Origin of the sequence: Loigolactobacillus iwatensis, assembly GCF_003950295.1 — a bacterium.
In the GTDB taxonomy this organism is placed as follows: Bacteria; Bacillota; Bacilli; order Lactobacillales; family Lactobacillaceae; genus Loigolactobacillus; species Loigolactobacillus iwatensis.
This window is the reverse complement of the sequence record NZ_RHNP01000048.1, coordinates 1-21,380: the sequence shown is the minus strand read 5'-3', so window position 1 is coordinate 21,380 and position 21,380 is coordinate 1. Positions and strand designations below refer to the sequence as shown.

General features: G+C 40.2%; 16 protein-coding genes, 1 pseudogene and 2 other annotated features. Of the genes and pseudogenes, 12 read left to right on the top strand and 5 right to left on the bottom strand.

Translation table 11 applies throughout. From position 1 onward, the window contains the following. The first annotated feature begins 180 nt into the window (after positions 1-180). Positions 181-429 (top strand) — a binding site (T-box leader). A gap of 149 nt (positions 430-578) precedes the next feature. From ilvB to EKM98_RS10740, 5 genes are all read left to right on the top strand, one after another. Next, a complete protein-coding gene (gene ilvB, locus EKM98_RS10760; protein WP_068279676.1) occupies positions 579-2,282 on the top strand; it encodes a biosynthetic-type acetolactate synthase large subunit in 1,704 nt (567 codons plus the stop codon). Next, positions 2,283-2,774 (top strand): acetolactate synthase small subunit, encoded by a 492-nt coding sequence (gene ilvN / locus EKM98_RS10755; protein WP_068226144.1) that lies wholly within the window; start codon positions 2,283-2,285, stop codon positions 2,772-2,774. A gap of 107 nt (positions 2,775-2,881) precedes the next feature. Continuing rightward, the gene (ilvC, locus tag EKM98_RS10750) at positions 2,882-3,919 is read left to right on the top strand and encodes a ketol-acid reductoisomerase (protein WP_318531621.1); all 1,038 of its coding nucleotides are present in this window, start codon (positions 2,882-2,884) and stop codon (positions 3,917-3,919) included. Positions 3,920-4,129: 210 nt separating this feature from the next. Then, positions 4,130-5,410: a threonine ammonia-lyase IlvA gene (gene ilvA, locus EKM98_RS10745; protein ID WP_068279682.1), complete on the top strand. Its 1,281-nt coding sequence runs from the start codon at positions 4,130-4,132 to the stop codon at positions 5,408-5,410. A 38-nt stretch (positions 5,411-5,448) separates the two neighbouring features. After that, the gene (locus EKM98_RS10740) at positions 5,449-6,231 is read left to right on the top strand and encodes an ABC transporter ATP-binding protein (RefSeq protein WP_068226147.1); all 783 of its coding nucleotides are present in this window, start codon (positions 5,449-5,451) and stop codon (positions 6,229-6,231) included. 528 nt (positions 6,232-6,759) lie between these two features. Here EKM98_RS10740 and EKM98_RS10735 read toward each other — a convergent pair. Then, a pseudogene (locus EKM98_RS10735) lies at positions 6,760-7,148 on the bottom strand (Rid family detoxifying hydrolase). 336 nt (positions 7,149-7,484) lie between these two features. On the opposite strand from EKM98_RS10735, the gene EKM98_RS10730 reads away from it, so the two are divergent. The 3 genes from EKM98_RS10730 to EKM98_RS10720 all read left to right on the top strand — a co-directional run bounded on the left by EKM98_RS10730 (position 7,485) and on the right by EKM98_RS10720 (position 10,698). Next, the gene (locus EKM98_RS10730; protein WP_068226149.1) at positions 7,485-8,516 is read left to right on the top strand and encodes a branched-chain amino acid aminotransferase; all 1,032 of its coding nucleotides are present in this window, start codon (positions 7,485-7,487) and stop codon (positions 8,514-8,516) included. Between the two features lie 366 nt (positions 8,517-8,882). Continuing rightward, complete coding sequence (locus tag EKM98_RS10725) at positions 8,883-9,227, top strand: hypothetical protein (protein ID WP_125982590.1); 345 nt, start codon at positions 8,883-8,885, stop codon at positions 9,225-9,227. A gap of 322 nt (positions 9,228-9,549) precedes the next feature. Then, entirely contained in the window at positions 9,550-10,698 is a 1,149-nt protein-coding gene (locus EKM98_RS10720) for a baeRF6 domain-containing protein (RefSeq protein ID WP_125982589.1), read from the top strand. A gap of 4 nt (positions 10,699-10,702) precedes the next feature. On the opposite strand, the gene EKM98_RS10715 is transcribed toward EKM98_RS10720, so the two are convergent. From EKM98_RS10715 to apf, 4 genes are all read right to left on the bottom strand, one after another. Then, positions 10,703-11,026, bottom strand: a complete 324-nt coding sequence (locus EKM98_RS10715; protein WP_068226152.1) for a DUF960 family protein — start codon at positions 11,024-11,026, stop codon at positions 10,703-10,705. Positions 11,027-11,496: 470 nt separating this feature from the next. Next, positions 11,497-12,162, bottom strand: coding sequence for a phosphatase PAP2 family protein (locus EKM98_RS10710; protein WP_125982588.1), 666 nt, complete (start codon positions 12,160-12,162; stop codon positions 11,497-11,499). A 265-nt stretch (positions 12,163-12,427) separates the two neighbouring features. After that, positions 12,428-14,236 carry an oligoendopeptidase F gene (gene pepF, locus EKM98_RS10705; RefSeq protein ID WP_125982587.1) on the bottom strand — a complete coding sequence of 603 codons (1,809 nt, stop codon included), beginning with the start codon at positions 14,234-14,236 and terminating at the stop codon, positions 12,428-12,430. 313 nt (positions 14,237-14,549) lie between these two features. Further along, positions 14,550-15,152 carry an aggregation-promoting factor gene (gene apf, locus EKM98_RS10700; RefSeq protein ID WP_125982592.1) on the bottom strand — a complete coding sequence of 201 codons (603 nt, stop codon included), beginning with the start codon at positions 15,150-15,152 and terminating at the stop codon, positions 14,550-14,552. 522 nt (positions 15,153-15,674) lie between these two features. On the opposite strand from apf, the gene EKM98_RS10695 reads away from it, so the two are divergent. The 4 genes from EKM98_RS10695 to serS all read left to right on the top strand — a co-directional run bounded on the left by EKM98_RS10695 (position 15,675) and on the right by serS (position 21,278). Beyond that, positions 15,675-17,216, top strand: coding sequence for an ABC-F family ATP-binding cassette domain-containing protein (locus EKM98_RS10695; protein WP_068226156.1), 1,542 nt, complete (start codon positions 15,675-15,677; stop codon positions 17,214-17,216). A 198-nt stretch (positions 17,217-17,414) separates the two neighbouring features. After that, positions 17,415-18,854 carry a C69 family dipeptidase gene (locus tag EKM98_RS10690; protein WP_125982586.1) on the top strand — a complete coding sequence of 480 codons (1,440 nt, stop codon included), beginning with the start codon at positions 17,415-17,417 and terminating at the stop codon, positions 18,852-18,854. 225 nt (positions 18,855-19,079) lie between these two features. Continuing rightward, positions 19,080-19,409 (top strand): hypothetical protein, encoded by a 330-nt coding sequence (locus EKM98_RS10685; RefSeq protein WP_125982585.1) that lies wholly within the window; start codon positions 19,080-19,082, stop codon positions 19,407-19,409. Between the two features lie 39 nt (positions 19,410-19,448). Then, positions 19,449-19,642: a binding site (T-box leader), on the top strand. A gap of 361 nt (positions 19,643-20,003) precedes the next feature. Continuing rightward, on the top strand, positions 20,004-21,278 hold the full coding sequence (serS, locus tag EKM98_RS10680) for a serine--tRNA ligase (protein ID WP_125982584.1): 1,275 nt from the start codon (positions 20,004-20,006) through the stop codon (positions 21,276-21,278). The last annotated feature ends 102 nt before the right edge of the window (positions 21,279-21,380 follow it).

Here is a 21,380-nt window from a genome sequence, read left to right as displayed (position 1 = left end):
TTACTCGCATGACTAACACCTAGACCACTTATAAGTGAAAGCTGGCCGGTGTTGCACTTAGTTTGACAATTTAGGAAGAATAAACAAAAACAAAAATAAGTAAAAAAGTAATTGACATTCATGATTACTACAAGTATATTAATAACCAAGCAAATGTGTTGATTTATTTCAGCACCATAAATAATCATGTTGACGGGAAAGAGTATTTCGATGTTCTGCCTTAAAGCGAGTTTCAGTAGGTGAAAGGAAACAAGCAGACGTCTTAAGAAAATCCTCCCCGAGTGATGAACCGAAATTTAAGTAAGTTTATTGGCTGCCACCATTATCCCGCTAGCGTATCGCAATTATTTTTATTGCTGCACGTGAAGAGGTAGTACCAGTAATGGTGCTATGAATAGAGGTGGTAACACGCAAATAAGCGTCCTTCAAGATTTTAAATATCTTGGCGGGCGCTTTTTATTTTTCCCAAATGAGTTAAAAATTATTTTAAAAAGGTGTTGACAACCACAAAAACTAATGTATAGTGAATAACATAATTTCTAATAGAATTTTAATCAATTGTTTTAGGAGGTGAGTGGATGTTAGAAAAAGAAACACAGAGCAATGTTCAACAACAAACTGGCGCGACAGTTTTACTTACGGCTTTGAAAAAGCAAAATGTTAATCTGTTGTTTGGTTATCCTGGTGGGGCTGTTCTTCCACTTTACGATGCGTTGTACCAAATGAAATTTCAAAATATCTTGGTTCGACACGAGCAGGGCGCAGTTCATGCGGCTGAAGGTTATGCGAAAGTAACCGGAAAACCAGGCGTTGTCTTTGTTACTAGCGGACCAGGTGCAACTAACGCAATGACTGGCCTAGCTAACGCAATGTCAGATTCAACGCCAATTGTTGTCTTTACTGGCCAAGTTGGAGTTGGTGCCATTGGAACGGATGCCTTTCAAGAAGCAGATGTACTGAGTATGACGGCGCCCGTTACCAAAAATAATTATCAAGTACGGCGTGTTGCCGATTTACCCCGAATTGTTGCTGAGGCGTTTCGCGTAGCAACAACTGGGCGGAAAGGGCCAGTCGTTGTTGACCTTCCCAAGAGTGTTACACAAGAACAAGTAACGGAGCTTACCGATGATCAAGTTCATTTAACCAGTTATCAGGCAAAGCGGCCATTGGATCAAGCTGCAATGGACGAAATGCTACTTGCTTTACGGCAAGCAAGTAAACCAGTCATCCTTGCCGGTGGTGGTATTGGGGCCGCCCAAGCGAGTACCGAATTGCGAAAATTCAGTAAAGATTTTCAGTTGCCAGTTGTTGCTAGTTTATTAGGATTAGGTGATATGCCAACTGATGAACCACTATTTTTAGGAATGGGTGGCATGCATGGCACTTATACCGCTAATATGGCACTCACCGAATGTGATTTTCTTCTATGTATTGGTGCTCGGTTTGATGATCGCTTAGCAACGGCGCCAAAACAGTTTGCACCAAATGCTAAGATTGCGCACATTGATATTGACCCGGCCGAACTTGGTAAAGTGATTGCGGCGGATTATCCGATTGTGGCCGATGCAAAGGTGGCCTTAGAGTACTGCCTGGCACAACCAATGAAGCCAGCGCACGATCAAACTTGGCTACAACTTTTAAAGCAAAGAAAGGCCGCTCATCCCTACAGTTATCAAGAAAGTAGTACTGAATTAAAACCCCAACGAGTGATTGAATTAGTTGGTCGTTTAACCAAAGGTGATGCTACGGTGGTGACCGACGTTGGGCAACATCAAATGTGGACCGCCCAGTTTTACCCCTTTAGCCGACCACAACAATTAATTACTAGTGGTGGTTTAGGAACAATGGGTTTTGGTTTACCAGCCGCGATTGGTGCTGCCTTTGCCACTCCAGATAAAACCGTTGTCTTATTCGTGGGCGATGGGGGGCTACAGATGACTAGTGAAGAATTAGATGTTTTAGCAGCTTACGATCTCAACGTTAAAGTTATTTTGTTAAACAACGGGACGCTTGGAATGGTTCGTCAATGGCAAGATTTATTTTACGAAAAACGCCGTTCCCAAACGGTCTTTGATCACCAACCGGATTTCATGAAGCTTGCTGCCGCGTACGGACTTCGTCATTTAAAGGTAACTTCGCCAGTAACAGTAGCGGCCGAGTTAGAACGAGCCTTTAGTTCGCCACACGCAATGCTGATTGAGGCCGATATTCCAGCACTAGAACAAGTTTTCCCGATGATTGCGCCAGGGAAATCTAACGATCAAATGATTGGGGTGAAGTAAATGCGGCGGGTACTTACTTGTATGATGACTAATAATCCAGGGGTTTTAAATCGTTTTACTGGTGCGCTTAATCGTCGCCAGGTCAACATTGATAGTATTTCAATTAGTCCAGTAGTTGATCCGGCCGTTTCACGAGTAACAATGGCCGTTTATTTAGCCGATAAGGCCGCCAGTACGCAGTTACTTCGCCAATTAGAGAAACAAGTTGATGTTTTTGAAGTTAAAGATATCACCGATGTTCCGCACATTGAACGAGAATTGGTTTTAATCAAGATCAGTGCACTACCTGAAAAGCGGGCGGAGTTACTGGCAATGATTCAACCATTTCGGGCTGCTATTGTGGATGTTTCATCAGTAGACGTGGTGGTGCAAATCACGGGGACACGTTCTAAGGTTGCGGCATTGCTTCGCGTAGTGAAACCATATGGTATTTTAAAATTAGTTCGAACAGGGGTTGCAGGTTTTCCCCGGGCAGAAAGCACTTCTGATTAATCCCCAAAAAATCTGGTTAAAAGTGGTATCACATTTCCTTTTCTTTTTATCTATATAATAGGAAGAAAAGTGAAATTTGTTATAAATAGATTGGTTTGGTTACTGAATTGACAAGAAAAATGGAGGTTTTTTATATGACAGTAGAAATGTTATACGACAAAGACGTTACAACGAATTACATGGCTGGCCAAACGGTTGCATTTATGGGCTATGGCTCACAAGGTCACGCCCAAGCAAACAACTTACGGGATTCTGGTGTCGACGTTATTGTAGGTGTTCGGCAAGGTAAATCATTTGATAAGGCTAAAAAGGATGGTTTTCCAACTTATTCAGTTGCCGAAGCCGCTAAAAAGGCCGACTGGGTTCAGATGCTAACACCTGATGAAGTCATGTCGGACGTTTATAAGGAAGAGGTTGCGCCCTACCTTGAGGCCGGTAACACACTTGGTTTCTCACATGGCTTTAACGTTTATTATAAAGAAATTGTACCACCTGCAGACGTTGACGTTGTTATCATGGCGCCTAAAGGACCAGGTAACTTATGCCGTCGTACATATATGGAAGGTTTTGGTGTTCCCGCACTTTATGGTTACTACCAAGATGCTTCTGGACACGCCGAAGATAAGGCTAAAGAATTTGCTAAGGCTAACGGCGCCGCTCGTGCTGGACTTTTGAAAACAACCTTCAAAGAAGAAACCGATGAAGATTTATTCGGTGAACAAAATGTCTTAATGGGCGGGGTTACTTCATTGATCGAAACTGGTTTTGAAGTTTTAACTGAAGCCGGTTATTCACCACAATTGGCCTATTTTGAAGTTGAACACGAAATGAAGTTAATCTGTGACCTGATTTATGAAGGTGGCTTCAATAAGATGTATCGTGATTGTTCAAATACATCTGAATATGGTTCATACGTTGTCGGACCAAAAGTCATCGGCAAAGAATCAAAGCAGGCTATGAAGGATGCTCTTAAAGAAATCCAAAACGGTAAGTTTGCTAAAGACTTTATGGCTGATTACCGCGCCGGTTTCCCAGAATTGTACAGATTACGCGAACGTTCTGAGAATTCACAATTATCCCAAGTTGGTGAAGAGCTACGTGCCCGGATGCCATTCGTTAAGGAAGCTGATAAATACAGTAACTAAAAGATCTTTTATGATAAGTAGGTAAGTGAGCTCTAGCGGAAAGGACGAGATTGAAATAAAGCCTTGAAGGCGAGTAAACGTTCATTCCCTAACTAAAAAATGGTTGCGGAATGATTGTTAAACTCACATTCAATAGGTAGATTCTGGATTTGGAATTTACCCTTTATTCAGTCAACTCCTTTTTAATTTGAACGAAAGGATGGTGGCAAAATGGATTTAAAAACGAAGACAGATCAAGCTTTATTGACAAAAGAGGATGTAGAAAAGGCAAACGAGGTGTTGGCACCAATTATTCGGCACACACCGTTACAGTATGATGTCTATTTATCCCAGAAGTATCATTGTCAAGTTTACCTTAAACGTGAAGATTTACAGGCCGTACGTTCGTTCAAAATCCGTGGCGCCTACTACGCAATTCACGCTACACCGGCAGCTGAACGGGAAAAAGGAGTTGTCTGTGCCAGCGCCGGTAACCATGCTCAAGGGGTTGCTTGGACTTGTCATAATATGAAAGTACCAGCAACGATTTTTATGCCAACTACGACACCACAACAAAAAGTTAGCCAAGTTGCCTTTTTTGGTGGCGATGACGTAACGATTAAGTTGGTCGGAGATACTTTTGATGCTTCAGCTGAAGCGGCAGAAAAATTTTGTCAGGAAAAGCAGCAGACCTTTATTGCACCATTTAATGATAAGCGAACGATGGCCGGTCAAGGAACCTTGGCCGTTGAAGTACTTGCCGATGCGGAGCAGCAAAACGTTAATGTTGATTATTTTCTTGCCGCTGTCGGTGGTGGCGGTTTGTTAAGTGGGACTGCGGCTTACATTAAAGCAGTTAGTCCCCGAACCCGAGTTGTTGGCGTTGAACCAGCAGGTGCGGCGTCAATGACCAAGGCTTTGGAAGTGGGCCACCCAGTAACGTTAAATGAACTAGAGAAATTTGTTGATGGCGCGGCCGTTCGTACGGTTGGCGAATTAACCTACGCTAACGTTAAGGCCTACGTTGATGATATGCTGGCTGTGCCAGAGGGCCAAGTTTGCAGTACTATTTTAGATTTATATAGCAAAGAGGCAATTGTTGCTGAGCCGGCTGGAGCCTTAAGCGTTTCTGCCTTGGAACAGTATCAAGATGAGGTTCGCGGAAAAACGGTTGTTTGTGTGATTAGCGGTGGAAATAACGACATTAACCGAATGCAGGAAATTGAGGAACGCTCCTTAATCTTCGAAGGCTACCAGCATTATTTTGTCGTTGATTTTCCTCAACGACCAGGAGCCTTGCGCGAATTTGTTAACGAAATTCTGGGACCAGATGACGATATTACAAAATTTGAGTACACAAAGAAAGTTAACCGCGGTAAAGGGCCAGTTCTAATTGGAGTTCGATTAGGCGATAAAACGACATTACCGGATTTGTTGGATCGACTAACAATGTTCGACCCACATTACATTAACTTAAAGGACAATCAAATGTTGTACACCATGTTGGTTTAATAACAACACTATGTTGAACCTCAAAAGGAGGTGGCCTAATGGGCGAGATCCTTTCGTTTAAGGATGTTTCATTAGAACGCGGTGACCATATTATCTTGAAACACATTGACTGGACAATTCATGAAAAACAGAATTGGGCAATTCTAGGATTAAATGGTGCGGGAAAGACGACTTTATTAAAACTAATCCACGGCGATATCTGGCCAACTAGCGGGCAACTAAAGGTTCTTGGTGGTGTTTTTGGACATACCTCAATTCCAGAATTAAAACGAAAAATTGGTTGGGTAAGTACTGCCCTGCAGGATTGGTTACATCCAGGTGATTTAGTGGAAAGTATTGTTTTGTCAGGAAAATTTGCCAGTATTGGCGTTTACGAACACTATACCGAGGCCGAAATGGATCAGGCCAAGACGATTTTAAATCGTTTGGGTGGCAAACGTCTAATTGGTAAGCCTTACCGTGTCTTATCACAAGGTGAACGCCAACTAGTATTGATAGCCCGTGCCTTAATGGCAAAACCGGAATTACTAATTTTAGATGAACCATGTAATGGTCTAGATTTATTTGCCCGGGAACAACTATTGCAACGGGTGGCATTAATTGCGGCCGAACCGAACAGCCCAGCGTTACTATTCGTTTCACACTATACAGAAGAGTTATTACCGTGCTTTAAAAATCTGCTCTTACTACGAAATGGGGAGATTGTCGAAAAAGGTAGTCGGCAAGAACTTTTAAATGAAGCAACCTTATCAAAATTTTACCGCGAACCGATTCAAACACTAAAACTTGGCAAAGAACGTGTGGCTGTGTACCCTACATAGAAAAAGTGGGGTATTTCTGAAAATTATTCTAAGAGCGCGTTTGAAAATTGTTAACCTTAATTGTAGAAATTAGTTCGTGTTTAGGAAATACCTTTATTAGGATTTTCCTAACTAATTAGTGTGCGTGTTTGAAAAAGCAGCTTCCTGCGGTTGCCATGTTTCAACTTGGCGGTTTTCGCCTTAGTTGAATGGACAACGTATGAAGCATCAAAATTATTAGCGTACTTAGCTAATAATTCTCAGTTGCGGAATAGTAGCTACAACAGCCAAATCACCTTTTTCAAAGTTAATTCGTCTGTTTAGGCTGCGATTCGGACTTCGGTTCATCCTAGTCCGATCGACAACGTCAGTAATCCTCAGAATCTAGGTCGGAAAATGTCCTTATTAGTATTTATCTGATTAATTTGGTGTGAACGTGTTTGAAAAAGCAGATTCCTGCGGTTAGCTACAGCAGTCACTTCGGCCGTTGCACGGCCAAAGCGCCTACTTAGGCTAATCCTCAGAATCTAACCGCTTTTTCAAACACTCCTATTTAGTAGCAGTGTATTCAATTTCAATGAGTGCGTCATCAGGTAAGGCTGCGACTTGGACGGTTGAGCGTGCTGGTAGAAATTTAGCGTCAGTAAAGTAGAGTAGGTTGCGTATAGATCATTGACAACCGTAAAATCGGCAACGTTGGTCAGAAAAATAGTTGTTTTAACCACGTCAGCGTAATTCATACCGGCTGCAGTCAAAACAGCGCCCATATTGGCCATGATTTGTTTAGTCTGGCTAGTAACATCCGCGCCATTTAAACTGCCGGTTTCTGGTTTTAGGCCAATTTGACCAGAAGCATAAAGTGTTTGATCAACAAGAACGGCTTGTGAATAAGGGCCAAGCGCGGCTGGGGCAGTGCTAGTAGCGATAACTTTTTTCATTTGAAAGACTTCCTTTAGTTAGTGTGAATTAGTTTAATTAGCGCTAATTCTATATTAGAATTAGATTAAAGTAAATGATAAATTAAACTAGCCAAAAATTAATTTACTAATTAGTACATTTAATAACTATCTTATTCAAAATAAAATGAAAAACATTATAAAATTTAAAATATTAGATATTATGTGACTATAGCAGTAATGTTAACGCATAATTAAACAAGAATAGCTAAGATTGAGTTTGACAAAAACCAAAGTTATTACTAAACTATACATTAAAATTAGCTTACAAAAACCATTGATTTTTTAATTTAGTATTTATTGAAGGGAGTTTTACATATGTCAGTTAGTGCAGCAGATGTTGATTTTAATAATTTAGGGTTCACCTACATGAATTTACCTTATCGTTTTCGTGCGTATTATAAGGATGGTAAGTGGCAAAATGAAGGCTTAACGGATGATCCAGATTTGCATATCAATGAAGGTTCAACCATTTTACATTACGGTCAAGGTGTTTTTGAAGGTTTAAAGGCTTACCGGACAAAAGATGGTGAAGTTAATTTATTCCGTCCAGAACAGAATGCTAAACGAATGACACATTCATGTGAACGCCTTTTAATGCCCGAATATCCAGTTGATAAATTTGTCGACGCTGTTAAACAAACGGTTGTCGCAAATAAAGACTTTGTGCCACCATACGGTAACGGTGCAACTTTGTACTTGCGTCCTTATATGGTTGGTGTTGGTGGTAACATTGGTGTTCATCCAGCAGAAGAATACATTTTCTCAATTTTCGCGATGCCAGTTGGGAACTACTTTAAGGGTGGTTTAACACCAACGGCCTTCATCACTTCTGAATATGACCGTGCCGCACATAAAGGTACTGGTGCTAACAAAGTTGGTGGTAACTATGCTGCTAGTTTGTTCCCAGGCCAGTACGCTCACGAGAATGGCTACAGTGATTGTATCTACCTTGATCCAGTTTCACACCGTAAAGTCGAAGAAGTTGGTTCAGCAAACTTCTTTGGTATTACAAAGGATAACGTATTCTTGACACCAAAATCGCCTTCAATCTTGCCTTCAGTTACTAAATACTCCTTGCTCTACTTGGCAAAAGAGCGTTTGGGCTTAGGTACTAAAGAAGGCGACGTCTTCATTGATCAGTTTGATCAGTTTAAGGAAGCTGGAGCCTGTGGAACGGCGGCCGTTATTTCACCAATCGGAAGTATTACTAACGGTGATGACAAGCACGTCTTCTATTCTGAAACTGAAGTTGGACCAGTTACGAAAAAATTATACGATACGTTAACTGGTATCCAGTTTGGTAATGTAGAAGCGCCAGAAGGCTGGATTCAAAAAGTAGAAGTATAATTCAGTTGATTGCTACCTTTGGCTTATTGGTGAGCAGTATTAATTAAGCTAGGTTTTAATTCTAAGTAAGAGGCTAGGACTTTTTGTCCTAGCCTCTTACTGTTTCCGATCATTATTCTAGAACGTGGGCCAAAAGTCTGGGTTCACGTGCCTAACTACGGTTATTGGGTTGGCCCTACGCTTCGCAGTAAACCCAAAGACGACTTTTGGCTCACTCCCTGCGAGAATACAGTAATCCGGTTACTAAAATTTGGGTTAAAAAAATTGGAAAACGGCCGCTAAAAGATGAACTTTGAAATAGTTTGTCCAATCTGGTGCCGGCGGGACTATAATAGACTTAGTAGTGACAGAAAAGAGGTGTGTGTGATGACAGATGAAGGTATAAAGTTTACAACGTTAAGCGATCAGGCTAAACAAACTGCTATTCAAGATTTTATGTCGGCTTACATTGATCAATTTCGCTGGAATAACCTTGAAGTATTCGAGGCCAGTCAAAGTGAAGGCGATATTCCAGCAATTAATAAAATTTTGATGAGTGGAGCGCGTTTCGATAAAAAAGAACTAATGGCTTACCTGACACAGCGCGTTGGTGAACATTTTTCTCGTTTGATGACTAAGCTTGATCAAAGCTATTTAGCAAACGGAACACCAATTGAGCCGTGGGAAACGTGGTTTGAAGATCATCGCTTACAGTTGGAGGACGGCCAATAGTATTCATTTAAATTCACGCAGACCTGGACAAGTTGTCCAGGCTTTTTTGTGTTTAGAATTATAAATAGACGGAAAACCTATTTTGGATCGAGAATAGCTACAAGCCTATTTAACCTTAAGAAGCCAATGCCACAATAATTTTTGAAATAAAAAAACGCGCGATAGCCAAATTGATTCTTGCTATGTCACGTATTTAAACGGCCGATTAAGTTCCTTTGAATAATGAGTGGTTGGGTGCTAAGATGGGACTGAAAGCGAATTAGAAAACGCTTTCTATTCGTTTGCCTTTACTACTAAGATTTTGATTCTTGGAGGGATTAATATGGCAACATTACAGCGAGATTTAGCACAATTAATGCAGGCACAGGGAGAACAAGGTCCTTACGTATCAATTTTTATGGCAGTCTCACCCTATGAAAGTGGTGTAGATGGTGATAAGGGGCGTTTTCGTGGGCTAATTCAGCAGGCCAAAGTTAATTTTAAGACCCGTTATTCCGAAAAAAATTGGGCAACGTATCAGGCCGAATTTGAGACCGTTTTACAAACACGTGCGTTGGGTAATAACGGTGCGAAAAGTGTTGCCATTATTGCTGGCAGCGAACAAATCTTGGTTTATCCTTTGAATATTACTGTTGCCAATGTTGTTCATGTAGGCGATAATCTTTATCTTTTACCAGTTATTGAAAACGATCAATTTAATTTAGATTATGATTTGTTAAAGCTAAATCGAACGGAAATGGCATTTTGGCAAGTTCAGGATGGCCTGGCCAAAAAAGTTGATCTACCAAATGAAGCGCCTAAAACGAGTGAACAGGCATTGGGAACAGAACTAACTAGCGGCAAAATGCGCTGGACTAGTTCTGGTGGCAACGGTGGTGTTCACGGACAAGATTTAAAAACACGAACGCAGGAAAATGATCACCAAAAGTATTTTCAGATTGTCGATAATTTTATTTATAAGAATTATTCTAGGCCACAACAACGGCGGCTAGTTTTAATGGCCACGACAGAGAATCAGAGCATTTTGCGTAAAGTTAGCAAGAATGAGTATTTACTAAAAGACACAACGTTGACTAAGCTTCCTGCAAAATTGGATCAAGGCGTGATTAATCAACTGGTACTCAGTATCAATCAGAAATTAAGTCAAGATGTAATGACCATCCTAGCGACTCAAGTTGATCAGGCTCGTTCAGCAAAAAAGTACCTTGATGATTTAAGCGATATAATTTCACGGACGACTGAAGGTGGAGTGGCTACACTGTTTGTTGCCAAAGATGCTACAGTGCCAGGGATTATGGATCTAAAGCAAAACCTTGATTTAAAGAGTCCAGCAGCCAAGGCAAATAATTTATTAAATGATTTGAGTGTCGCAACCTTGGCCTTAGGTGGGCAAGTCTATGTATTGCCAGCAGATGAACTACCGGCGAATACGCCAGCAATTGCAGTTTTGCGCGGCGTAAATCAAATTTAAAAGGTTAACTTGCTTCTTCAGGAAGAAGCATTCGTTGGTAATAGCGTTCTTGTTCAATTAAGACTAAGTTAGGTAGGATAGTCGCAGCATCAATTAACTCGATTGAGAAGTGATCATCTAGATAAGGGGCTTTTTGGGTAAAATAAATTTCGCAGTGCCGGCCATCTTTTTGAATTTCAACACTTAAAATGACGGCCAAACGTAATTCTTGCGACTGTAACAGATCAAAATAGTTCCAAATGTAATTGGTGAAATAACGTGGTAATTCAGTTTTAATACCGGCAGTTACAGTTCGTTGTGTTTCACGCTTACCAAAAATAGTAATCACTCCTTAATAAAGTTTAATCTGCCAAAAATAAAAGTTCAATGTCACGATTTTATTTGCTTAATTATTTTAATTGTAGGTAATTCAGAATACGAATACTAGTTAAAAGTGGCTTTGTAAACGAAATGATACAAGTCATTAATTTATTTGCCACATTCAGATTGAATTGCAATATTTTCGGGTCTTTATGACAAATAAATGACGATGGATAACGTAAATATAAGGGAAGAACAGCGCTGAATTTAAATTTCTCGTTGTTCTTCCTTTTTGAATTGTTCTTCTTAATTGTCGGTACGGCATTATTAACGAACAACTTAAAAATCAATTTTTCGTAAGAGCTTGAAGGTGTTTTTTTAATCGACGAAAACGTGCTTGAAAAATCCGTTGTCATTTTGACTTGCTAAACAGACGCTAGTGTTAGTGGAACCAGTAATCATGTTCAATTGCAGATTGAAATTTAAGCAGGACACTAGTTAGTATTTCGCGTGGCGGGGCCTAACTACTTTTTTCTGAAAGCGAAGGAAGTAGTGTTGATAAAGCCAGAGTGCCGCCTCGCCCCAAACTACTGCAAACAGTATTGCACCAAGTACGTCACTGGGGTAGTGGGCACCAAGGTAAACACGGGAATAACTAACTAATAATAATAAAAGCAGGCTGATAAGGTAGCAAAGCAATTGCTGCCATTTGTTTTTTAAGTGATTGATCCAAAAAACGCAGATAAACAATAAGATAATCGCAGTCCCCAAAACGTGCCCACTAGGAAAACTGTAGCCATTTTCAGGTAGGATTTCTTTGATTGTCGGCCGCTGGCGTGCAACTAGTTTTTTGATCACGCTAGCAATTGCGTCGCCACCAAAAATGGTTAGGATAACCCAGATGGCTTCACTAGTATGGCGGTGAAACCAGAGAAAACCGGCGATTAGTGCGGCGTAGAAGAGATCAAGCGTCGGTTGTGCCAAGATGGTGATCAATTTAAAGAAAAAATCTTTCGTAGCTGAGGTGTTCGCCTGAATCCCCTTAATTAGAAGTTCATCAAGCCCGGTGAGTAGCTGGAATTTAACTAGAATGGCAAGTAATAAGAAGCTCGCCGTTAAACCCAGCCACCATTTTATTGGCATTTTGTGTTTTTGAATTAACATAATTGACCTCTTCGAATTTTTAGTGATAACGTTTTGGTTATCTTCGTCTTAAGGATAACTGATAAGGTTAAATATTTTCTAAAGAAAAGACTAATTCAGTCCAAAGTCCTAGCTTAATGAAATTTGCTTAGGCGCAGGGTACGTTTTTATTACCGCTTTTCTTTAAAAATAATTTTTGGCCAGCAAAAAAACCGAGGAAAATTTAATTTTCCCCGGCCATTCATACACGAAATAGTAATCAATTATTTTAGATATTTTCTGGCTTTTAGTCAGCTAGTAATTTTTCTAGTTCAGTTAGGCGTTCTTCAAAAACATCAAAGGCCTTTTCGAGGTAATCAGCCTGAGTCATGTCGACACCAGCAGCTTGCATAATTTCAATTGGATAAGCTGAACTGCCAGATTTAAGGTAGTTAATGTAGGCATCTCGCTCTGGCCGCTTTCCATTAACAATTTTATCCGCCAAGGTTGTCGCCGCGGCAAAGCCAGTTGCGTATTGGTAAACGTAATAATTCAAATAGAAATGTGGAATTCGTGACCATTCTAAAGCAATCTCTGGATCGTCCGCAGTATCAGGGCCATAATAAACCTTGTTTAATTTACCATAGTAATCCGACATGCTTTCGGCGGTTAGCGCAATACCATTAGCATCCTGAGTATGGATGAATTGTTCAAATTCAGCAAATTGAGTTTGTCGGAAAATTGTGCCTTTAAAACCGTCGAGGTAATAATTTAAAACGTAGGCCCGTACTTTTGGATCAGTTTGAGTTTTCAATAGGTAATCAGTAAGTAAATTTTCATTAGTTGTGGAAGCAATTTCCGCAACAAAAATAGCGTAATCACCGTATACGTAAGGCTGATTGTGATGAGTGTAGTAACTATGAACGGAATGGCCCATTTCGTGAATTAAAGTATATAAGCTATTCAGATTATTTTGCCAGTTCAATAAAATGTACGGATTGGTATCATACATACCAGAAGAGTAAGCACCGCTAGTTTTACCTTTATTCTCAACAACATCAATCCAGCGCTTTTCGTAGGCCTCTTCAACGACACTGGTGTAATCACGGCCCAAGACTTTGACAGCTTTTAAGACTTCCTGCTGGGCTTCTTTGTAAGTGTAGGTTAAGGTAGGTTCGCCAGTTAAAGGAGTATACATATCGTACATATGGACCTGTTTGAGCTTTAGCGTTTTTTTACGTAATGCAACGTAGCGATGCAAAAGTGGTAAGTGTTTTTTAACAACGTCAACTAAGGTTGTATAGACGCTTTCAGGAATATGGTTACCCGCCATTGCGGCCGCACGTGCACTTGGATAATGGTGGGCCTGAGCACGAAAATTATGCATTTTAACATTCGTGATTAGCGTTGAGGCCAACGTATTCCGAAATTGATTGTAAACCTTATATAGTTGTTTAAAAGCATTTTGCCGGACGGCCTGATCAGTTGATTCGATTAACGTACCATAAACGCCCTGGGAAAGTTGAACATCGTTACCCTGAGCATCTTTAACGGTTGGGAAGGGTAAATCAACGTCGTTTAAAACGTTAAACGTTTGCGATGAGCCATCGAAGACGTCACTAGCACCGGCGAGCAAACTTTCTTCATTAGTCGATAAAGTGTGGTCCCGTGCAGCAGTGAGTTGTGTTAAGTAGTGCTTATAAACTTGAAGGTTACTATTTTCGTCGATGTAACCGGTCAGTTTATCTTCGGGGATGGCCAGAATTTCTGGTTCGACAAAGGCGGTTTGCGCGGAGACCTTGGCCACCAAAGTACCTGCACGTTGTGACATTGCTTGATAGGTTGGATCGTTATTATCTTGGTTGGTTTTTAAACTAGCATAGACGTAAACTTTTTCTAATTTACGGTAAAGGTCAAAAATTTGTTCCAAACCAGTGCTCAGGTCACGGGCATTGGCCGCCAAAGTACCACTTAATTTTTCAACTTCCGTAGTCAACGTTTGAACATCCTTGTAGGCAATTTCCCAGTCGGCGTCGGTTGGGTAGACTGTGGTTAAATCCCAAGTTAATTCAACCGGAACATCTTTGCGTAAAGGTAATTTTTGTGTATTACTCATAATGAACCTCCTGTATTTAAATAGTTATTTTTGGAGGATACCAGTAGTAACTAAAGATTATGTAAAAAGCCAATCACAATAGTTACTGTACTTTATTGTGCCAAAATTTTTGCACGGGTAAAGTGGGGGTCACTCCAAAGCGCTGTTAAAGAGATGTCAGCGCTTTTCTTCTAGAAATAGCATAGCACATCCGCTCTTTTTTTGCTTTGTAATCATGATCAGTAATAAGCAGCCATTGTTATTTGGTCTTTTATAACAGGACACAAAAAAAGCACCCACCGCAGTGAGTGCCATCAATTACAAATTTAAAGGCTTAGTACCAACCGTTTGCTTGCCAGAAAGATTGAGCACCAGTCCATGAACCGTAACGGGAAGTAACGTAGTTGTTAGCAACACGTTCTTGGTTAGCAGCCGAATAATCACCATTTAAGTATGAAGAACTTAATTGGTACTTACCAACGTATTGGCCGTTTTGGGCAGAGTAGCTACCGCCAGATTCTTTGTTAGCAATCCAAGCTTTAGCCGAAGCATCTGAACCAGAACTAGTTGTTTGCTGTGTCTGTGTTTGTTGTGCTGGAGCAGCTTGTTGGGCTTGGGCCTGGGTTGCTTGTTGCTGAACTTGGGCAACTTGTTGGTTTTGTGTTTGTTGGCTAGCAGCCTGAGTAGTTGTATTTTGCTGTGTTGTAGCAGCCTGTTGTGAGGCACTATCAGGTACGTTGTAGCTTTGACCAGCAAAGATCAAATGTGTATAAGAATTAATGTTGTTAGCTTTTTCGATAGCATCAACAGTTGAACCATATTGTTTAGCTAACCCTGATACAGTATCGCCTGCTTTAGCAGTAACTGTAGCGGCATTAGCGGCCTGAACGCCACCAACCAATAAACCAGTTGCACCAGCAGTTGTTAACAAGATCATTTTTGCACGTTTGTTCAATAAAATAAAGATCACTCCTAAATTGGGATTATTAAATATTCTGTTTCAATGTCGATAAGTAACTTATCAACCAACAAAGGCTATTATAGGCGGCCAGTGTGTCAATTAAATGCCAACAAGATTACAAAAAAACGTATTTATGAAATATTGTTACATGCTTGTAATTTAACGTCATAAATAAGATACTTTAAACGGCCTGTTTTTGCTGTGGCGGTCTTATATAAGGTGCCAATATTACAATAAAATAGAATAAAGTGTGAAATTAATTCCAATTTTTTGTGAAAAACAGCGTTTTATCACAAAATTACGGGACTATTTTAGGAAATTTGGGCTATTTTAACAGATTGATGACAAAATAATCTATCCAAATCAATTTTATTGAAATCGATATTGAGTTTATTTTTCATGGAATCCTTTGTTTGACCGGCATTTTGTAGTGTGCTAATCTTTTAACATTGTGAAATAAAACAGGTCAGGGTTATTTTTGAAATGAGGTGAGCCAATATGAGTGTGTTAACAGTTGAAAATTTACAACAACAGTTTCTAGATAAAACATTATATGATGACACTGGGTTTGCCCTTAATCAAGAAGACCATATGGGTATTATTGGACAAAACGGTGTCGGTAAAAGTACTTTAATTAAGATTATTACCGGGCAAATTCTGCCTGATAGCGGTAAAATCACTTGGAAAAAACACATTAAAATTGGTTATTTGGATCAGTACGTGAGTTTGGCTGAGCAGCAGACAATTTTTGAATTTTTAAAAAGTGCTTTTAGTGAGTTGTACGCTTTAAATAAACAGAATGAGCAAATCTACGCGGACTATGCAGAAAATCCGGATGATGATTTATTAGAAAAAGCCGGGCATAATCAGGAAATTCTGGAAGCTAAAAACTTCTATGATATCGAGACCACGATTAATCAAGTTGCTTCGGGACTTGGAATTGATGCAATCGGGTTGGATCGCAATAGTAGTGAACTATCAGGCGGTCAGCGTTCTAAAGTTATTTTGGCCAAGTTGTTACTAGAACAACCAGATGTTCTCCTATTAGATGAACCAACTAACTATTTAGATACCAACCATATTGAATGGTTGATTAATTATTTGAATAATTTTGCCGGGGCCTTCATTGTAATTTCCCATGATTACGATTTTCTAGGCCAAATTACTAATTGTATTTGTGATATTGAATTTGGTAAGATCACAAAATACCGGGGAACGCTAAATCAGGCTCGCCGTCAAAAAGAGGCCAATAAAGAAACTTATTTAAAGGCTTACGCAACGCAGCAAAAGAAAATCGAAAAGACGAAGGCCTACATTCGTAAAAACAAGGCTGGCAGTCGTTCGACAATCGCCAAAAGCCGGGAGAAACAGTTAGCACATATGGATATTTTAACGCCACCAGGTAATTTAATGGCATCTCATTTTAATTTTCCGTATCAGCTTAGTGCCGTCCGGATGCTGCTAGACGTTTCTGACTTAGTGGTTGGTTACGAAAAGCCACTATTAACACCATTTAATTTTTCGATTACGCAACCAGAAAAAGTCGCCATTACTGGTTTTAATGGGATCGGTAAGTCAACTTTGATTAAAACGTTACTGGGAATTATTCCTAAACTAAGTGGTGATTATTGGTTTTCGGCCACAACCAAGGTTGGTTATTTTAAACAGGAATTGCTTTGGAATAATAATCAACAAACACCACTACAGATTGTTCAAGCGGCGGCACCGAAGTTAACTCAGAAAAAAGTTCGGCAGTCATTAGCACGTGCGGGGATTGAGCGGGACAATGTTGATAAACCGATTAAAATGCTTAGTGGTGGTGAACAAACCAAGGTTAAATTATGCATTTTGACAATTTTCCCAGCTAATCTCTTAATTCTTGATGAACCGACGAATCATTTGGACGAGCAGACAAAGGATGCATTGAGCCAGTCTTTACAGAATTTTGAAGGCAGTGTTTTGCTGGTGACCCATGAACCTGGTTTTTATGAAGGATGGATTGATCGGGTCATTGATATTGAAAAATTACAGGTTAAATAGAAGATTGTTTTTTAACACATTCTAGAGTGATGATCAAAAATAGTAAGCGAGGCTGGGACAAAAGTCCTGGTCTCTTATTGTTTCCAAACATTATTCTAGAACGTGTGCCAGAAACGACTTTTGTTCCGCTCCCTCGTTATTTTAGGCTAAACGTAGTAAAATGCATTTAATACTTTTTAATGAAGAGGGCTTATTTTTATGGCAAAAGTTTCAACAATGTGTACTTCTGTTTTGGTTGGTAAAAAGGCAAGTCTTGATGGTTCAACAATGATTGCCCGTAATGAAGATCGCTACTTGGCGGTCCATCCAAAACGTTTTTATATGCACCCAGCAGTTCAAGGTCGCAAGGGGGTAACGTTAAAATCGGAGTTAAATGGCTTTACGGCCCCGCTACCAGAAAAGGGCTATCGGTATCAAGCAACGCCTGATGCTGACCCCCAGGCTGAAAAAGAAGGTGTTAATGATGAAAGTGGGATTAACGAAAAAAACGTTGCAATGAGTGCTACCGAAAGCACCTATGGTAATGAGCGCACGCTTGCTTTTGACCCGCTAGTAGACGGGGGTTTAGGTGAAGATTCACTGGAAACGCTGGTTTTACCTTACATCGACAGTGCGCGGGATGGTGTTTTGTATTTAGGAAAGCTAATCAAACAGTATGGATCTAATGCTGGTAATAGCGTCTTGTTTAGTGATAAAAATGATGTTTGGTATATGGAAATTGTGACCGGTCATTTATGGCTGGCGCAACGGATTCCGGATGATGCCTACGCGGTTACCGCTAATCAAGTTGCAATTCAGCAGGTCGATTTCAAGGACACTGCGAATTTTATTTGGGCTGATGGTATTCAGAGTTTTGTGACTGAACATCACCTGAATCCTGATTCGTTAGGCTGGAATTTTCGGCATATTTTTGGAACGAACACTAAAAAAGACCACCATTACAATACGCCACGTGTTTGGTTTGCCCAGCGTTATTTGAATCCAGAAATTGAACAGGATCCGGAAAGTGTGGACTTACCATTTATTTGCTATCCAAGCCACCGAATCAGCCTCGAGGATGTAGAATATATTTTGGGTTCACACTATAATGAAACGCAATTTGATCCGCTGGGCCAAGGCAGTCACGCTGATAAAGTGCGCTACCGGGCAATTTCGCTATCACGGACTCAGAATTCACACGTATTACAAATTCGTAATCACGTTCCAGAATCTTGTGCCGCCGTGTATTGGTTGTCTTTTGGTGTTCCGGCGTTTAGTCCGTACGTCCCATTTTATGCCAACGCTAATGATACTGATCCCAGTTATTCCACAACGCCAATGACACTGACATATGGCAGTACCAGTGCATATTGGCTTTACCGGACGCTATCCATGTTAGTTGAAAGTCATCACAGTGCTTTTATACAGGCCGATTTGGATTATTTGAAGGATGCACGACAACAGCAACACACGTTGATGGCCAGGATAGATGCGCAGGTAGGCAAACAACCGGCAAATCAAGTGACTGAATTTTTAACCCAGCAAAATTACGCGTTGGTTGCGGACATGACTAAGCGAACTCAGGCGTTAATTAGTACTTTAATTACGCAAGGTGTCGGATTATCCCGGCTCACTTTTGATATGGACAAGAACCTATAATAGTTGGTATTTTTTATAACGAACACGCAGTTAGATGACGAAAAGATTACAGTTTATTTTCTTTGTTTAAAACGGTTGCGTTTCAATTAAAAATGACTAAAATATATCAAGGTTACATGAAAAAACGCTAGACAAAAAACTGATTTTTAGAACGTTGTTTTTAAAGTTTATTAGTTTTTGTCAGGTTCTTATATTTTAAGTTAATGCTAATGGAGGACACAACACATGGAATTCGTTGATGAAGAAAAATATAGCATTGTGGTCGCACAAGGTTTGAAGTTTGTGCCACTTGTAGGTGATCGTTACGCTGTTGAAACAGAAGATGGGCAGCGAGCAACCTTTAAGCGTGCTGATTTAGACATAAAAGCGACCGCGAAACAAGCACTAATTCACCTTGATCAAGCGTTGCTGATTGATGCAGAATCAAAGTTGACTTTGAAGTTATCTCAACTAGTGATTGCACAATTGCAGACATTAATGAATGCTTACGATAATGAAATTGATACAACGGTTAATGCTTACATTGACAACGTTGTTTCCTATATGAACGCGTAGTCCGTTGACAATCACCTTTTATATGTTATATTAAAAGGGATATCTGCAATGAGGCATCTAGTAGGTCAGAGAATTGTTCAGAAAGCTAGCGGTTAATGTGAGCTGGTCAATACTTTGGGTGAATCCAGTGCTGAGCTTGGTGGCGAAAAGTCACCACGGTGAGCCGTTAAACTCAATTAAGTGAATGATTTTAATCATTAAAATGGGTGGTACCGCGTGTAAACGTCCCGTAAGTTAGCGAAAGTTAATTTACGGGACGTTTTTTGTTTTATAGTTGCGCGCTAACAACTGAGTTTATATTTGGGAAATACCGTTACTAGTATTTACCTGACCAACTTAGTGTAAACGTGCTTGAAAAAGCAGATTCCTGCGGTTAGCTACAACAGTCAAATCACCTTTTTCAAAGGTAATTCGTCTATTTAGGCTAATCCTCAGAATCTAACCGCTTTTTCAAACACTCCCTAGTTTAATGTAAGATGGCCAAATTGCTTTGTTGCAGAAAAATAATTTTTGAGTAGTTAAGAAGTAGGCTATTTTTTAATTGAAGTTAAATCGTAGCGACTACTTTTTACTATTCTGGAAGGAGTTTCCACAATGATTAATCCTAAAATAATTCGAAAAAATCCTGACATGGTGAAGGCCAAGTTAAAGACACGCGGTATTGAGGCGAAAGAAGTCGATCAGTATTTGGCATTTGACCAGGAGAACCGGGATGCTATCGCGGAGGCCGAGGATTTACGTAAGCAAAAGAATCAATTAACGGAGCAAATTAGCCAGGCCAAGGACAAACGTTCTGAAGAAACACAGGCTAAAATTAAGCAGGTTAAGACGTTAAATAACGCCATTAAAGCCGCAGACGAAAAGCAAAAGAAGGTTTACGCACAGTGGCGTTATATTGCAATTCGCTTACCTAATTTACCTGACGATAGTTTGCCTATTGGGCCAGATGAGGCCGAAGATAAAGAGTTACGTAAATGGGGAACAATTCCTGAGTTTGATTTTGAACCTAAAGCTCACTGGGAAATTGGTGAAAAGTTAGGAATTTTAGATTTTGATCGGGCCGCAAAAGTTTCTGGTGCGCGGTTTGTTTACTATAAGGATGCTGGTGCTCGTTTGGAGCGGGCACTTTACAACTTTATGCTGGATTTACATACACAGAAGCAAGGCTATCATGAAATTATTCCACCATACTTGGTTACTGGAAAAACAATGTTTGGTACTGGCCAATTTCCTAAGTTTACGGAAGATGTCTACACCGTTGAATCAACGGGCATGACGCTGATTCCAACTGCCGAGGTACCATTAACAAATTACTATAGTGGTGAAATTTTAGACGAAAAGGATTTACCAACTTACTTTACGGCATTGACACCAGCATTCCGTTCTGAGGCTGGTAGTGCCGGTCGCGATACACGGGGCTTAACGCGGATGCACCAATTCAATAAGGTTGAAATGGTAAAGTTCTGTAAACCAGAAGATTCTTATAAAGAATTAGATTCCCTGACCGCGAACGCTCAAGAAGTCTTAGAACAATTAGGCCTAGCATATCATGTGATTGTGCTATCCACCGGGGATACCGGCTTTTCATCCGCCAAAACTTTTGACCTTGAGGTTTGGATGCCGGAACAAAACATTTATCGTGAAATCAGTTCGTGCTCGAATTGTTTGGATTTCCAGGCCCGGCGCGCAATGATTCGTTACCGTAAGGAAGATGGTTCCGTCGATTACGTTCATACGCTAAACGGCTCCGGTGTCGCTGTTGGCCGTACTGTTGCGGCAATTTTAGAAAATTATCAACAAGCAGATGGCTCTGTAAAAGTGCCCGATGTGCTAGTTAAATATATGAATGGTATGACCGTTATTAAATAAAAAATGTGGACCAAGTGAACTAATTCGGCTCTCTGTCAAATCCTGTTGATAGCCAATTTTACAGCGTTAGAAGTTAGGCAACTTCTAATGCTGTTTTTTTAT

What these genes read in the sequence shown, in the direction of transcription:
- pepF (WP_125982587.1), bottom strand. Translation starts at nt 14,236, where the DNA reads ATGAGTAATACACAAAAATTACCTTTACGCAAAGATGTTCCGGTTGAA.
- EKM98_RS10730 (WP_068226149.1), top strand. Translation starts at nt 7,485, where the DNA reads ATGTCAGTTAGTGCAGCAGATGTTGATTTTAATAATTTAGGGTTCACC.
- EKM98_RS10740 (WP_068226147.1), top strand. Translation starts at nt 5,449, where the DNA reads ATGGGCGAGATCCTTTCGTTTAAGGATGTTTCATTAGAACGCGGTGAC.
- EKM98_RS10710 (WP_125982588.1), bottom strand. Translation starts at nt 12,162, where the DNA reads ATGTTAATTCAAAAACACAAAATGCCAATAAAATGGTGGCTGGGTTTA.
- EKM98_RS10720 (WP_125982589.1), top strand. Translation starts at nt 9,550, where the DNA reads ATGGCAACATTACAGCGAGATTTAGCACAATTAATGCAGGCACAGGGA.
- EKM98_RS10685 (WP_125982585.1), top strand. Translation starts at nt 19,080, where the DNA reads ATGGAATTCGTTGATGAAGAAAAATATAGCATTGTGGTCGCACAAGGT.
- ilvN (WP_068226144.1), top strand. Translation starts at nt 2,283, where the DNA reads ATGCGGCGGGTACTTACTTGTATGATGACTAATAATCCAGGGGTTTTA.
- EKM98_RS10725 (WP_125982590.1), top strand. Translation starts at nt 8,883, where the DNA reads ATGACAGATGAAGGTATAAAGTTTACAACGTTAAGCGATCAGGCTAAA.
- EKM98_RS10695 (WP_068226156.1), top strand. Translation starts at nt 15,675, where the DNA reads ATGAGTGTGTTAACAGTTGAAAATTTACAACAACAGTTTCTAGATAAA.
- ilvA (WP_068279682.1), top strand. Translation starts at nt 4,130, where the DNA reads ATGGATTTAAAAACGAAGACAGATCAAGCTTTATTGACAAAAGAGGAT.
- apf (WP_125982592.1), bottom strand. Translation starts at nt 15,152, where the DNA reads ATGATCTTGTTAACAACTGCTGGTGCAACTGGTTTATTGGTTGGTGGC.
- ilvB (WP_068279676.1), top strand. Translation starts at nt 579, where the DNA reads ATGTTAGAAAAAGAAACACAGAGCAATGTTCAACAACAAACTGGCGCG.
- serS (WP_125982584.1), top strand. Translation starts at nt 20,004, where the DNA reads ATGATTAATCCTAAAATAATTCGAAAAAATCCTGACATGGTGAAGGCC.
- EKM98_RS10690 (WP_125982586.1), top strand. Translation starts at nt 17,415, where the DNA reads ATGGCAAAAGTTTCAACAATGTGTACTTCTGTTTTGGTTGGTAAAAAG.